This window comes from Streptomyces sp. NPDC034111 (genome assembly GCF_055575375.1).
On sequence record NZ_JBVIST010000019.1, the window covers coordinates 100,206 to 114,645 of the forward strand.

Here is a 14,440-nt window from a genome sequence, read left to right on the forward strand (position 1 = left end):
GACCCCTGCGCCCACCCCTCGGACGAACGCCATACCGGGACTGTGGCGCCGCACCTTCACCCGATGGGGTCTTTCCGCCCGTCTCGGGAACCGAACCGGGCCGTCGGACGTGGCTCCTTGTGTACGCCGTGCGGCCGAGGAGGTGCGCCGCACGGCGGTACCGCATGCCAGGGGGATCGTCATGGGACACCGCGACAGGCAACGTCACCCGCTCCGTACCGCCGTGCTCGTCGCGGCGCTGATCGCCTCGGCGGGGTGCGCGCACGGGGCATCCGGCACGTCCGGTACGTCCGGGGCGGACTCCGACAGAGGACGGCCCACGGCCGGGATCGGCGGCCCGTCCACGCCGGGAGCGTCGCAGACGCCGGCCCCCACCGGACAACAGCCGGACCAGTCGGCGGCCGGTGGTACGGAGTCGGGAGGCGCGTCAGGGGGCGGCCCCAGTTACGGCGGGGACCCCGTGCCGCCGCTCAAGTCACCGCCTCCCGACCACGGTGGCAGGCCGCCGGCCGGCAGCGGCCTGGATCCGACCGGTGGCGGGGACACCGGTGGCGGCGAGTCCACCGGGGGTGACGTCGGCGGCGAACCCACCGATCCCTGCCCGAGCTCCGGAGGAGCGGAGCCCCCGTCCCCGTCTCCGTCATCCCCGTCGTCCCCGTCCTCGTCCCCGTCGCCGACCGACTCACCCGAGGCGACCGGATCGGCCACTCCCTCGTCGCCACCCGGCTCCGACGATCCCTCTTCGGGTGTCAACTGCCCGTCGGCGTCCGGCACATGAGCGCAGGTGCCGACGAGGGCGCGCGGGCGGCACCCGGGGCCGGACGGCCCGCCCGTCGGCGGACCCGCCGCCCTTCTCCCGTCGCGACACGGGCGTCCCGCCCCGCTCGGGTGCGACCGGTGTCCCCGGCGCCGGTGCCGGGGACGGCCCCCGCGCCGGGGGAGCACACCGCGGCCGGACTGCTCGGCATCGTCGTCACGCAGGCCTCCTTCCTCGTGGCGCTCATGTACTACCTCGGCGCGGTCCATATGACGGCCTACTACCACTACTTCCGGCTGGACTCCTTCAGCCTGGGCTTCGGCTTCGCCGAAATGGCGATCCAGAGCCTGAACATCGTCACCGTGCCCGTGGCGATCGCCTGCATCGCGGCCGTCCTGATGGCACGTCACCTCGCCACCGGTGGAGAGCACCCGGGCCAGGGCCGCCTCGCACACGAGGCGGAGCGGGCACTGCGCGCGGTGGCCCGGGCGCACCTCGGCCTCGTCGGAGCCGGGCTGCTCCTGCTGCTCCTGTGGCCGTACCTCGTCCCGTATCAATGGACGGCCCCTTTGCTGCTGGGGGTGGGCATCTTCCTCGGCCAGACCCCCTGGGCCGCCCGCGGTACCGCCCCGCCGCCCACGTTATGGGGCAGAGCGGTCCCCGCCTTCACGGCCGGGCTGCTGGTCATGTGGGCGCTCAGCCTCGCGACCTCCGATCTCGGCGAGCGGGAGGCCCGGCTGACCGCCCAGCACCTCATCCGCCGCACCGCGGTGGTGATTCTGAGCACCGAACGTCTCAGCCTGGCCGGGCCGGGGCTGGAGGTGGCGGATCTGGGGCCCAAGGCGCACTTCCGCTACCGCTACACCGGTCTGCGCCGGCTCGTCGACCGCAACGGCCGCTACTATCTGCTGCCCCTCGGCTGGAACCAAGGCACCGGCGTCACCTACGTCGTCCAGGACGGCGAGCACGTCCGGGTCGAATTGCTGCCGGGCACCCAACAGGAGTGAACCGGCGTCAGACACCAAAATCCGGCGCCGGGTCAGTCCAACGCGACGGCCATCCTGCGTACCGCCTCGGTCAGCAGTTCCGGAGAGGTCGCCAGGTTCAGCCGTACGTGCCCGGTGCCGCCGGTGCCGAAATCCGGGCCGGGGCTGAGCGCCACCCTGCCGCGTTCGAGGAAGACCGCGGCCGGGTTGTCGCCGAGGCCGAGCGCACGGCAGTCGAGCCAGGCGAGAAAGGTTCCGGGGGCCGGGCGGTAGCGGACCGCCGGCAGCCGGTCGGCCAGCAGAGCGGTGAGCAGCCGTCGGTTGTCGTCGAGGCCGGCGAGCAGCGCGTCGAGCCACCCGCCGCCGTCCCGCAGGGCCGCGGTATGGGCGAGGATGCCGAGGTGGCTCGGCCCGTGGCCGACCTCTTCCGGCATACGCGCCAGATCGCCGGCGGCAGCCGGACCGGCAACGGCGAGCGCCGCCTTGAGCCCTGCCAGGTTCCACGCCTTGGAAGCCGACATCAGCGCAAAACCCTCCTCCGCCCCGGGCACGCTCAGATAGGGCACGAAGGCGGTGCCCCGGGCCACCAGAGGGGCGTGGATCTCATCGGCGACGACCCGTACCCCGTAATGGGCCGCCAGCGCAGCGACGGCGGCCAGCTCCTCGGCGCTGTGCACGGTGCCGGTCGGATTGTGCGGACTGCACAGCAGGTACCCGGGCCGCCGGCCGCCCGCGGCGGCCCGCCGGAACGCGGCCTCCAGCGCGCCGAGATCGAGCCGCAGATCAGCGCCCAGCGGTGCTTCCACGACGCGCCGGTCCATATGGGCCACGAACGCGTAGAACGGCGGATACACCGGGCAGTTGATCACCACCGGATCTCCCGCCCGGGTGATCAGCTTGAGGACTTCGACGATGCCCAGCATCACATCGGGCACCAGCGCCGTACGCTCCACGGCGAGCCCGTCCCAGCCCCACCGCTCGTGGGCGAAACCGGCCAGCGCCCGGGCGTAGCCCGTGCCCGCCGGATAGCCGGTGTCGCCGAGCGCGACCGCCTCCGAGAGCGCCCGGACGACCGGTTCGGCGAGCGGCACATCCATCTCCGCCACCCACAGGGGCAGCACATCCGGCGGATAGGTGCGCCACTTCATGCTGGTACGCCGCCGCAGCTCGGTGAGGGTCAGCCGGCGCAGCGGATCGTCGGGGCCGGGGTCGTGGTGGCCGGGCCCGTCGGGCGGCCTCGGTGGCCTGCGCTCCATGAGGCCAACATAGGCCCGGCCGGCGCCGCCGGGCAGCCCCCGTACGCCAGTTGGTTGCCCTGTCTACCACGGCAGTCTTCGGTAGCGCGTTGATGAGAGATCCCTGCCGACCCTGCCGACCCGGGTGCGCCCCGGAAGGCCGTGACGGACCGGTCGCCGGGAGGTCAGCCGCAGGATGTCAGGTGGCAGTGAGCACCAGCGCGGCCTGATCGTCGGGCGTGGAAGGGCCGGCGAAGGCGGTCACCGCGGCATTGACGGTGTCGATCAGGGCGGCGGCCGTGGGGGAGCTGCCGGGGAGGGAGGTGAGCGCATCGGCCAGCCGGCGGTCGTCGAAGAACTCGCCCTCGGCGGAGCGGGCTTCGGTGATGCCGTCGGTGACCAGCACCAGGCTGTCACCCGGACGCAGTTCGACATGGCACGGGGTTCCGGCGAAATCGGGGCCGATGCCCAGCAGCAGCCCCGGCTCGGCCAGTTCCTCGACCCTGCCGTCCGCGCGCCGGACCAGCGGGGGAACATGTCCGGCGCGCAGCAGGTCCAGCGTCAGCCGGGAGGCGGAGCGCCGTAGCTCGCCGTAGACGAGCGAGACGAAGGTGTCCTCGGTGGTGCTCTCGGTCAGCGCGTCATTGATCGCGGAGACCACGTCCGCCGGGTCGTTGAGCAGGCGGGCGGCGGCCCGCGCGGTGTGCCGGACCATACCGGTCGTGGTGGCCGCCGGTGCGCCGCGTCCGCAGACATCGCCGATCATCAGCGCCCAGCGGTCGTCGGACAGCGGGAAGACGTCGTAGAAGTCGCCGCCCACTTCGAGGCCTTCGCCCGCCGGGTGGTACGACGCCGCCAGATCGGCGCCGGGGATCGCCGGCAACTCGGGCGGCAGCAGCCCGGCCTGAAGATCGCGGGCGAGCCGGACCCGGTCGGTGAACTGGTGGGCGTTGTCGGCGCTGGAGGCGGCCCGGCGGGCCAACTCCTCGGCGAGCGCGATGACATGGCCGTCCAGCGGCGGGCCGGTGGCCACGAGGGTCAGTACGCCGAAGGTGCGGCCGCGGGTGGCCAGCGGTACGCAGGCGTAGCCGGTGACCTTCGCCCCCCGGGAGGCGGCGCCCGCGACACTCCCGCCGGTCTCGATCACGCCCGAGGCGAGCACCCGGGCGACCGCGCGATCGATCTCGTCGCTGACACCGGAGGAAGCGAGCAGATCCTCCGCGGCCCGGCTGGCGGCCGCCACCGCGATCCGCCGGGTCCGGCCGTCCTCCAGGACATGGACGGTGCACAGCGGGGCGAGCGCCGGGACGGTCAGCCGGGCCATGCACTGGAGACAGTCGAAGTAGTGCGGCTCGCGGGTGATCGCGGTGCTCGCGTCGAGTACGAAGGCCAGGTCCTCCCGGGCCGCCTTCTCCCGCTCCTGGGCGGCGTGGCCGGCCTCCAGGGCACGATGGCGCTCGATGGCCAGCGCGGTGATCCGGGCGAACGCGGCGCTGAGCGCCACGTCCTTGTCCTCGGGGGCCTTGGGCGTGCGGTGGTACATCGCGAAGGTGCCCAGCAGCTGATCGTCCGCGCTCATGATCGGGGTGGACCAGCACGCCGCGACCCCGGCCTGGCGGGCCAGTTCCTGGTAGCCCTCCCACCGGGGATCGGTCGCGATATCGCTGACGATCACGGGAGCGCGCAGATAGGCGGCGGTGCCGCAGGAGCCCACGTCGGGGCCGATGGCGACCCCGTCGATCGCCTCGTTGTAGAAGTCGGGCAGGCTCGGACCGGTGCCGTGCCGAAGGTGCACGCCGTCGGGGTCCATGAGCAGCACGGAGACGATCAGTTCGGGGGAGTGCTCCTCGATCGCCCGGGCCATCCCGGTCAGGATCTCGCTGAGCGGGGCGTCGCGCGCGATCTGCTCCAGCAGGAGGTGCTGCTCGGCGGCGAGGAGCTGGGCGTGGTGGTAGGCGGTGGTCTCGACCGCGATCACGATCACGCCGTCGACCTCGCCGGACGCGTCCCGCCGGGGCTCGTAGGTGAAGTCGAAGAACCCCTCCCGCTCGGCGCCGGGCGCACCGAGGACCAGCCGTGCGCCGCGGGCCCGGTACGCGGTGCCGGTGCGGTACACGGCGTCGAGCTTGTCGAGGACGCGCTGCGGTCCCAGCTCCGGGAACAGCTCACCGATCGGTGCGCCGGTGCGCCCGCGCTTGTCGCCGAACACCTCGAAGAACGCCGGGTTCGCCGCCTCCAGCACATGCTGCGGGCCGCTCAGCGCGGTAAAGATCACCGGGGCCTGGTCGAACAGGTCCACGTACTGCTCGTTGCGCAGGTAGGCCGTCGTGGAGCGCGCGGTGGCCGAGTCAGGGCGATCCGACTGTATGGACATGACAGGCCGCCCCTCTCATGCGTAGCCGCCCCCGTCATCGAGTCCTCTCTTCACTCTGACACACGGCGCCGGAAACCGAGCCTGCCGGCCGGTCGGGCACCTTCCGGGGCTCGGGGATCGAGGATCGGGGGACACCCCCTAGCCTGGAGGCATGGGCGACAAGCCGATCACGGTGTTCGTCTGCGGGGACGTCATGCTCGGGCGGGGCGTCGACCAGATCCTGCCGTACCCGGGCGACCCCACGCTGCGCGAGGCGTACATCCGCGATGCCCGCGCCTATGTCGAACTGGCCGAGGCGGCGCACGGCCCCCTCGACCGGCCGGTCGATTTCGCCTGGCCATGGGGCGAGGCCCTGCACATGCTCGACGAGGCCGCGCCCGACGCCCGGGTGATCAATCTGGAGACCAGCATCACGCGCAGCGAGGCCTTCGCGGACGGCAAGGAGGTCCACTACCGGATGAACCCGGCGAACCTGCCCTGCCTGACCGTCGCCCGGCCCGACGTCTGCGTACTCGCCAACAACCACGTCCTGGACTTCGGCCGCAACGGACTGGAGGAGACGCTCGGCACGCTGGCGGGGGCGGGGCTGCGGACCGCGGGAGCGGGGGAGGACGGCGACGCGGCGAGGCGCCCGGCCGTCGTACCCGTCGACGGCGGCCGTCGGATCCTGGTCTTCTCCCTCGGCATGCCGTCCAGCGGTATCCCCTGGTCATGGGCCGCGGCCGACGACCGGAGCGGGGTCGCCTTCGTACCGGGCCCGACCGAGGCGGCAGCCGACGCACTGGCGGCCCGCGTACGGCAGGCGAAGCGTCCGGGAGACCTCGCGGTGGCCTCCGTCCACTGGGGCCCCAACTGGGGCTATGGCGTCGCGCGCGCCGAGACCGCCTTTGCGCACCTCCTCCTCGACGGCGGAGTCGACCTCGTCCACGGGCACTCCGCGCACCACCCGCGCGGCCTGGAGGTCCACCGGGGAAAGCTCATGATCCACGGGTGCGGCGATTTCATCGACGACTACGAGGGCATCACCGGCTACGAGCAGTACCGGGACGACCTGCGGCTGCTGTTCCTCGTCTCGCTGGACCCCGACACCGGCCGGCTCCACGACCTGCGGATCATTCCCCTCCAGGCGCGGCAGATGAGGCTGCGGCACCCCTCGGCCGAGGATCTCCAGTGGCTGCAAAGGCTCCTCGACCGGATCGCCACCGGTTTCCGGCCGTGCGCCGCATCCGAGCCGCCCGGCACCTTCACCCTCCGCCCGGCGTGACGGCCGCGGTCCGCTCGTCGCTCCCGTCAGGGCCCGGCGCCTTCGCCCTCCCGTGCGGTCGATCCGGAGGCGCATGGTGTGCTCACCGCCAAGTGAGCGGCAGCCTCGGCGGACCAAGTCCCTGGCCGGTGGTCTCTGCCGTGACCGTCACCGTCACCTCCGCAGCGTCAAGAGCGGATGCGTGCCGTTCAGATAGTGGGCGCCGATATCGCGCAGCCGGTGGGCGGTGGAGCCCTGGGCCGTCAGCACGCGCGCATTGCGCCAGAACCGGTCGAAGCCGGGGTCGGCGGCGGGGGAGTCGGCGCCCTCCGTGAGCTCCAGGATACGGGTGGTGATCTGCAACGCCGACCGGCTGGTGACGGCCTCCGCCGCGGCCACGAGGGCGGCGATGTCGGCGCGCTCGTCCACGCCGAGGCCGGGCCCCGCCAGCAGGCCCCTCGCCATGGCTTCCGTCGCCGGTTCGACGACCGCGGCGGCGGTGTGCGCGGCGGCCACCAACTCCCCGTAGGCCAGCAGGAGATACGGATCCCCACCGGGCAGCCCCTCGTACGCTTCGCCGTCCGGACCCGTGGGCGGCCAGGTGCGCGGTGTGGCACGACTGACGTCCCGCGCCTCGGCCAACGCCCCTTCGGCGATCCCGAGAGCGACGTGCACGAGGACGAGCCGCAGCGCCAGCGGGGCGAGCGTGGCGAACGGGGAGACGTCGTACTCGTCCCGCGGGACGGTGCCGAGCACCTGGTCCGGGCGCACCGGGACGCCGTCGAAACCGATGCTGCCGGCTCCGGTGAGCCGCTGCCCGAGCCGATCGTGCGCCGGAGCGGCCATGACGCCGGGGTGGGCCGGGTCCACGACCACGATCAGTGAGTCGCCGGTTCCGGTACAGCCCGCGCCGAGGACGAGCCGGTCGGCGACGGCGACACCCGCGGCGAGGGCCCGTCGCCCGTTGAGGACGTATCCGTTGTGTGCCGGCGTAAGGGTGAGCCCGGGTTCCGTCGCGCTCCGGCACTCCCTCACGGATCCTGGGACGTCGGTGCTGCCGGCCCAGAGCCACTGCTCGCCGGCCGCCCGCAGCTCCAGCCCGTCGGCCTGCTCCGGAGTACCGAAGAACCGGGCACTCCACGACAGGACGTAGTGCCGGCCGAGCAGCTCGCCGATGGAGCCGTCAGCCGCCGCGATCTCCCGGACGACCGCACAGGCGGTGCGCCAGTCGGCGCCCCGGAGCGGGCCGGGCGGCATCAGCAAGCCCGGCAGCCCGGCCTCGCGCAGCCGCGCGATCTCGTCGAACGGCGGTTTCCCAGCCCGGTCCCGGACGAGCGCATCGACCGCGAGGTCATCGGCGAGCTCACGGGTGACGCGGCGCCAGATCTCCTCCTCAGAAGGGGAGTTGATCGACGAGGCGACAGGACATGCTCCGGATGCTCCGGACTTCTTCGGCATGGCGCCGTTCACCGTCCCCTCCCCGGAACCCGGACCACCGGCGCGCCCAGTAGTGGTTCTCCGGCCCCTGGTCGTGTTGTTTCCCAGTTTTCCCACTTGATTAGTAGGGAAAGAATCGCGGCCGGACTCCGTTCGCGGCAAGGGCTGTTCAAGGGATGGACAAGCGAGTCTTGAAGTGCGGACAGGGGTGCACAGATTGGACCGCGCGGACAGTGCGGTGCCAGGGCGGCCGAAGGGCCGCAAGGCTGAGGCGCCGCGTTCTCGCTCGCCTACGGATTGGTCCAGGACGCCGGGTCCTCGGCCAGTGCGGACACCCGGCCGGGCAGCTTGGCCGAGGCGACATCGGCCAGTGACACCTCGTCGAGGATCTGCCGGACGTTGGCCCGCAGTGCGATCCAGAGCGGGAGCAGCGACTCCGCGGGGCCGGTGTAGGACAACTCCGGTGGGCGGACGCCGCGTACGGACACCAGTGGTCCGTCCACGACGCGGATGACATCGGCGATGCTGATCTCGTCGGCGGCCTTGGCCAGCCGGTAGCCGCCCTTGCCGCCGCGCTGGCTGAGCACCAGCCCACCGCGGCGCATATCGTTCAGGATGCCTTCGAGGAACTTGTGCGGAATGTCCTGGGCCTCGGCGATCGCCTCCGCCTTGAGCGGCCCCGCATCCCCGGCGTCAGCGAGTTGCAGCGCGGCCCGCACCGCATAGTCCGCCCTGGCTGAAATCCGCATGACTGCATTATTCCGCAGCAGCCGCGGGGGAGCGCCCTGCGGACCCCGGCGCACCCTCTTGACGCGGCTCGGCCACGGCTCGACACTCAAGTGGGAACCCTAGTGAATGGGTGGGAAATCATGGGGAGTGCAGGGCCGGCCACCGACCGCGCCGTAGCGGCCCAGCCGCTTCCCCTGCTGTCCTCGCGTCTGACCTCGCGCCGGCACATCGATCTTCTGCGTGTGTGCAGCGCGGCAAGTCCCGTTCGCTGAGGCGGCAGCGGCCGGTGCCGCGCCGTAACTCGTCCGTGCGGTAACCCGCTCGCGCCGTCATCCGTGCGCGCCGTCATCCGCAGGTGTCGTGATCCGTACGCGCCGTACTCCGCGCCGCACGGACGCCCTTCCGCAGCCGGACGGCGCCGACAGTGCCCGCCCGTCGGCTGCCGCCGCATCTCCGTCCGACCACACACCGGCCGGTCCGCCCGCCCGCACACCCGCGCACGTGCCCGCACCGGCCCGGATCGAGGGAGCCGTATGTCCGCCACGCCGTCCACGTCCGCCACATCCGCCGCCCCCGCCACATCCACCACGTCCTCCGCGTCGCCCGCATTCCCCGCGTCCCCCGCGTCCGAGTCGTCCCTGCGCGGCAGGATCGGTGGTGATGCCCGCAGCGGCCACTACGCAGTACCGCACCGCTATCGCCTCCATCTGTCGCTGTCCTGTCCGCGCTGTTTGCGCCTCGCCATCACCCACAGCCTGCTGGACCTCGGCGACACCCTCCCGGTGACGTTGCTGCCCGCCGTTCCCGACGGCCCGGACGGCGGATACGCCGCGCTGCGGCCGCTGTACGAGGCCAGCTCGCACCAGCACCCGGGGCCCGCCGCGGTGCCGGTGCTCAGCGACGGATGGACGGGGCGGATCGTCAGCACCCACGCGCCCGACATCCTGCGGGATCTGGCCGGGCAGTTCGGGGCGCACGGTCCCGAACTCCGTCCGCCCCATGCCCGTAAGGAGATCGAGGCGGTCGGGCGGCTGTGCGAACAGGACATCAACGAGGCTGCCCAGCGTGCCGGTCGGTGCGGCGCCGACAGCGCCGCCCATCGGACCGCAATGGACGGTCTGCTGCGCGCGCTGGACTCGGTGGAGCAGCGGCTGGCCGGCCATGAGTATGTGCTGGGCGATGAACTCACCGCCGCCGACGTCGAGTTGTGGGTGACGCTGGTGCAGCTCGACACCGTGCACCGCTGGCATCTGGACGCCCAGGCCGTGCACCGCATCGCCGACCACCGGCGGCTGTGGTCGTACGCCCGCCGGCTGGCCGCCCTGCCCGCTTTCGGTGCGCACCTCGACCTGGACGGGATCGCCCGTCGGCACCATGCCCGTTGCCGGGGCCAGGAGGCGGCCGGTGCGGCGGTGCAGATCGTGGACTGGACGGCGGCGCACGCACCCGGGCAGGTTCCCTTCGCTCCGCGCTGACGGGACGGCCTGTCACGTGTCCGGGCCGGCGCACGGGCGCCGCGGCGCTCCGCCGGCCCACCGGCACGCACCCGCGGCGGGACCGGCGGCAGTCATGGCACGACCCGGCGGCTGTCATGGCACGGCCCGGCGGCAGCAATGGCACGACCGGCGGCAGTCATGGCACGATTGCCGCCCCCCGATAGCATGACGCCATGCAGTCGTCGATCCACCGCGTCGTCGTGCTGGCCCCCGAGGGGGTGTACCCCTTCGAACTCGGCATCGCGAACCGCGTCTTCGGTGAGGCGCGGGACCGGTACGAGGTGGTCACCTGCACCCCCGACGGCCGTCCGGTACGCACCAGTTCAGACTTCGCGGTCACCCCCGACAACGGCCCCGAGGCCCTGGAAGACGCCGACACGGTCGTCATTCCGCCCTATGACCGCCGGCTGATCACCGACCGGCTCACCCCGCCGATGGCCGCCGCCCTCGACCGCGTACGCCCCGGAGTCCGCCTCGTATCGATCTGCACCGGCGCCTTCCTGCTCGGCGCGGCGGGCCTGCTCGACGGGCGGACGGCCACCACCCACTGGGCGCTCACGGACACCTTCCGCCGGATGTTCCCGCGCGTCACCGTCGACCCCGATGTGCTGTTCATCGACGACGGCGACATCCTCACCTCGGCCGGGGCGGTCTCGGGCGTCGACCTCTGTCTGCACGTCGTCCGCAAGGACCACGGTAGCGAGCTCGCCAACCGCATCGCCCGCCGCTGTGTCATTCCGCCTTGGCGGGACGGCGGGCAGGCCCAGTACATCGAACTCCCGGTGCCGGAGCCCGGGACGTCCGGCACCGCCGCCGCACGAGCCTGGGCCCTGCAACACCTCGACCGGCCTCTCACCCTCGCCGACCTCGCGGCGCGGGCCGGGATGAGCGGCCGTACCTTCGCACGGCGCTTCACCGAGGAGACCGGCACCAGCCCGGGCCGCTGGCTCATCCAGCAGCGCGTCCACCAGGCCCGCCGGCTGCTGGAAACCACTGACCTGTCCGTCGAACGCATCGCCCACGAAGTCGGTTTCGGCACCGCCATCTCCCTCCGTCAGCACCTCAACGCGCTGATCGGGGTTTCCCCGCTGGCCTACCGACGGGCCTTCCGGGCGGCGCAGTAAGGCCCCGGGGCCATCGTGGCGGCGCCCGGCCGGCCATCTGTCCAGCGTCCGGCGGCTGGCGCGATCCCATCGAACGATGACCATCGTGCCATTGTCGTCGATCATGGGCCCCGACAGTCTTGGGGACATGACCGAGTCGACAGCGCACCGCGCCACCCCAGCCACCATGCGAGCCATCAGCCAGGATGCCCACGGCGGTCCCGACGTCCTCAAGGAGGTCGAGCTTCCCCGACCGCAGCCCGGCCCCGGCGAGATCCTGATCGCCGTCCGTGCGGCCGGCGTCAATCCGACCGACTGGAAGCACCGCGCGGGCCAGGGATTCCTCCGCACGACGCCGCTCGTCCTCGGCTGGGACGTCTCCGGTGTCGTCGAGGCCGTCGGCTTCGGCGTCACCCTCCACAAGCCGGGTGACGAGGTCTTCGGGATGCTGCCCTACCCGCACGGGCTCGGCTCGCACGCCGAGTACGTCACCGGACCCGCCCGCGCCTTCGCGCCCAAGCCGCCCGCCCTCGACCACGTCCAGGCCGGTGCCCTCCCGCTGGCCGCCCTCACCGCGTACCAGGCACTGGTCGACACCGCCGGTATCCGGCCCGGACAGCGGGTGCTGATCCATGCGGCCGCCGGCGGCGTCGGCCACCTCGCCGTACAGATCGCCAAGGCCCGCGGCGCCTACGTCATCGGCACGGCCAGCGCCGCCAAGCACCAATTCCTGCGGGAGCTGGGCGCGGACGAGCTGGTGGACTACCGCACCACCGACTTCACCGAAGCCACCGGGGAGATCGACATCGTCCTGGACAGCCTCGCCGGGGAGACCCGCCTCCGCTCCCTCGACGTGCTGCGCCCGGGCGGCATCCTCGTCTCGATCCTTCAGGGCCCCACGGAGGAAGAGACCGAGAAGGCCGCCGCGTTGGGCGTCCGTCTGGAGAACCTGCTCGTCGAGGCCGACCAGGCGGGCATGCAGGCGATCGCCGGGCTCGTCGAATCCGGCGCGCTGCGCCCCCACATCGACACGGTGTTCCCGCTCTCGGAGGCGGCCAAGGCACATGCGCTGGGGAAGACGGGCCGGACCACCGGGAAGATCGTCCTCATGGTCGACTGAACCGGCACGCCCCGGTGCCGGCCGTGGACGCGACGGCAGCGCGCTCGTCACCCCAACGCAGGAACTCCCCGGAAACGAGCAGGTCATGCGCGAGACGGGTGCGCTGCGCTGTCTACCATCACCGGAATCCGGCATCCGCATCCGGCATCCCGGAATCCGGCCTCCGCACCGGCATCGGAACCCGGGAACCGGCCGGGCAGCTTGCCACCCACAGGGTCATTCAGTCAGGAGGCACCATGAGTGCGGAAGCAGGCTCGGCTCGGGGACTGACCATCCAGCCGGCCGGGGGTACCGGCCAGCGCGCCGGGCGTAGTGAGCCCTTCGCCCTGCCACTGACGGCCCGGCTGCTCGAGAGCAACACCCACCGGCCGGTGTCCGGTGCCCTCGTGACGTTCTCCTGGGTGTCCACCAGCCAGCAGGTCCTCTTCGAGGGCAACGAAAGAACCGTGACCATCCGCACGGACGCCCAGGGGTACGCACGGACGCCGCCGCTGACGGCAGGCGATGCGGAGGGCAGCGCCACCTTCATCGTCACGGCCGAGGGCGCTGCCCCGGAGGAGTTCGAGGTCACGGTGGACCTCTGAACCAGCCCCGGCCGTGGCGGGACCCCGTCGGCGACGACGGGGTCCCGCCAACACGGGCGGTCCGGCCGTGAACTGATCGGCCATCCGAGGGCCGCCCGTCCGGCGCCTGCCCGACGGTGAACGCGCGGGCCGGCCGCTGCTCATGCATCGTGGATACCGGCATGCCCGGCAGTCCGACCGCGGGGGGCAACCGCGAGGTGCAGGAGCGCACAGTGAAGAAGATGGCACGTGTCGACATGGTGATAGCCGGAGCATGCGGCCTGCTGCTGGCCGTCGGTGGGGCCTCGCCCGCGCAGGCGGACGAGAGCCCGTTGGGCTCGGACGGCAACGTATTCGACAGCGACACCCTGGTCGAATTCGATGGTCTGCTGCGCTGCACACGCAGGGCGAGGGTCTGCGCCAACGGGCCGGTGAACAGCGGAAACGTCCGGGACGCGCAGAACGTGTACATCTCCGGCAACGTCACCAACGCCGGGAGTCCGACCAACACCGGAAGCTGAGTCGCACGGCACTTCCGGTCCCGAACCACCGGCCCCAGAGCCATTGGCCCCGAACCACCGGCCCCCACCGTGCCGCTGGCCAGGGCCGGCACGGTCGGGGCCGTAGCGGGATCAGTGGTGGTGCCGGTGGTGGTGGCCCCCTCCGATGTTGCGCTGGATGTTGTTGCTGCTGTCCTGCGAGGCGCCCGAGACGGAGTTGCCGCTGTTGGTGTTTCCGTTGTAGCTGCCGAGGTTGCCGCTGTTGTTCGCGGTGCCGTGGTTGATGACGTTTTCCGCGCCCTGGCTGTTACCGCTGTTCACCGGGCCGTTCACGCAGGGGCGGGACATCCCGTTCACCGGCGCCTTGAAGAAGATGTTGCCGAACCGGTTGTGGCAGGCCACACCGTTGTGAACGCCGGTGAGACCGGCGAGGTCGGTGACCGCGGAAAGGGGCTCCGGAAGGATCTGGGCCCGGGCGATTCCGGAACTCAGCAGAACGAGGCCGCACGCCCCGACGACATTTCCAGCCCGCACAACGCTTCTCACGACGCTCCTTGCCGTTTGGTCCGGTGATGGCAGAGGTATCGTCGTGCCCCGGCGGCCGGTACGGTCTTCAACCCGCTGGAGCCGAAACGCTTTCGGACCAGAATCAGCCGGGTGGCCCAACCAAGTGCCCCGGGAGGCGGCAGCGACTGAAGGAGCCGCGGTCGAAGGTGTTGCGCATTTCCCGGCTTAGCGGCCCTCTCCGTAGCGATCTCATGCGGTGCGACCGGTCCGGCGAAGCTGCCGCGGCACATTCCGTCTGCATTTCACTCCTACGGCCCCCGACGCGCGCACCCCCGCGCGGCCGCCAGCGTCCATGATGGCGAGGGGAATCGGAATTTCCACGGAGGCCAC

12 protein-coding genes are annotated in these 14,440 nt (G+C 72.1%); 7 read left to right on the plus strand and 5 right to left on the minus strand.

Annotation, left to right across the window (positions count from 1 at the left end; genetic code table 11):
• Positions 1-897 precede the first annotated feature (897 nt).
• Positions 898-1,764, plus strand: coding sequence for a hypothetical protein (locus tag ACZ55A_RS30655; RefSeq protein ID WP_468846865.1), 867 nt, complete (start codon positions 898-900; stop codon positions 1,762-1,764).
• Positions 1,765-1,796: 32 nt separating this feature from the next.
• Here ACZ55A_RS30655 and ACZ55A_RS30660 read toward each other — a convergent pair whose 3' ends face one another.
• On the minus strand, positions 1,797-2,999 hold the full coding sequence (locus ACZ55A_RS30660; RefSeq protein ID WP_468846868.1) for a MalY/PatB family protein: 1,203 nt from the start codon (positions 2,997-2,999) through the stop codon (positions 1,797-1,799).
• 178 nt (positions 3,000-3,177) lie between these two features.
• On the minus strand, positions 3,178-5,352 hold the full coding sequence (locus tag ACZ55A_RS30665; RefSeq protein WP_468846871.1) for a SpoIIE family protein phosphatase: 2,175 nt from the start codon (positions 5,350-5,352) through the stop codon (positions 3,178-3,180).
• Between the two features lie 151 nt (positions 5,353-5,503).
• Between ACZ55A_RS30665 and ACZ55A_RS30670 the strand changes: the two genes are divergently transcribed.
• Entirely contained in the window at positions 5,504-6,616 is a 1,113-nt protein-coding gene (locus ACZ55A_RS30670; protein ID WP_468846874.1) for a CapA family protein, read from the plus strand.
• Between the two features lie 153 nt (positions 6,617-6,769).
• Here ACZ55A_RS30670 and ACZ55A_RS30675 read toward each other — a convergent pair whose 3' ends face one another.
• Entirely contained in the window at positions 6,770-8,053 is a 1,284-nt protein-coding gene (locus ACZ55A_RS30675) for an acyl-CoA dehydrogenase family protein (RefSeq protein ID WP_468847036.1), read from the minus strand.
• Between the two features lie 269 nt (positions 8,054-8,322).
• Positions 8,323-8,781: an RrF2 family transcriptional regulator gene (locus ACZ55A_RS30680; RefSeq protein ID WP_468846877.1), complete on the minus strand. Its 459-nt coding sequence runs from the start codon at positions 8,779-8,781 to the stop codon at positions 8,323-8,325.
• A gap of 513 nt (positions 8,782-9,294) precedes the next feature.
• On the opposite strand from ACZ55A_RS30680, the gene ACZ55A_RS30685 reads away from it, so the two are divergent.
• The 5 genes from ACZ55A_RS30685 (at position 9,295) to ACZ55A_RS30705 (ending at position 13,564) form a co-directional block, all read left to right on the plus strand.
• Positions 9,295-10,236: a glutathione S-transferase C-terminal domain-containing protein gene (locus ACZ55A_RS30685; protein WP_468846880.1), complete on the plus strand. Its 942-nt coding sequence runs from the start codon at positions 9,295-9,297 to the stop codon at positions 10,234-10,236.
• Positions 10,237-10,430: 194 nt separating this feature from the next.
• Positions 10,431-11,381, plus strand: coding sequence for a GlxA family transcriptional regulator (locus ACZ55A_RS30690; protein ID WP_468846883.1), 951 nt, complete (start codon positions 10,431-10,433; stop codon positions 11,379-11,381).
• Between the two features lie 166 nt (positions 11,382-11,547).
• Positions 11,548-12,480 (plus strand): NADP-dependent oxidoreductase, encoded by a 933-nt coding sequence (locus tag ACZ55A_RS30695; protein WP_468847038.1) that lies wholly within the window; start codon positions 11,548-11,550, stop codon positions 12,478-12,480.
• Between the two features lie 236 nt (positions 12,481-12,716).
• Positions 12,717-13,064 carry an Ig domain-containing protein gene (locus ACZ55A_RS30700; protein ID WP_468846886.1) on the plus strand — a complete coding sequence of 116 codons (348 nt, stop codon included), beginning with the start codon at positions 12,717-12,719 and terminating at the stop codon, positions 13,062-13,064.
• Between the two features lie 221 nt (positions 13,065-13,285).
• Positions 13,286-13,564: a hypothetical protein gene (locus tag ACZ55A_RS30705; protein ID WP_468846889.1), complete on the plus strand. Its 279-nt coding sequence runs from the start codon at positions 13,286-13,288 to the stop codon at positions 13,562-13,564.
• Between the two features lie 111 nt (positions 13,565-13,675).
• Here ACZ55A_RS30705 and ACZ55A_RS30710 read toward each other — a convergent pair whose 3' ends face one another.
• Positions 13,676-14,089 carry a hypothetical protein gene (locus ACZ55A_RS30710; protein ID WP_468846892.1) on the minus strand — a complete coding sequence of 138 codons (414 nt, stop codon included), beginning with the start codon at positions 14,087-14,089 and terminating at the stop codon, positions 13,676-13,678.
• Positions 14,090-14,440 lie beyond the last annotated feature (351 nt).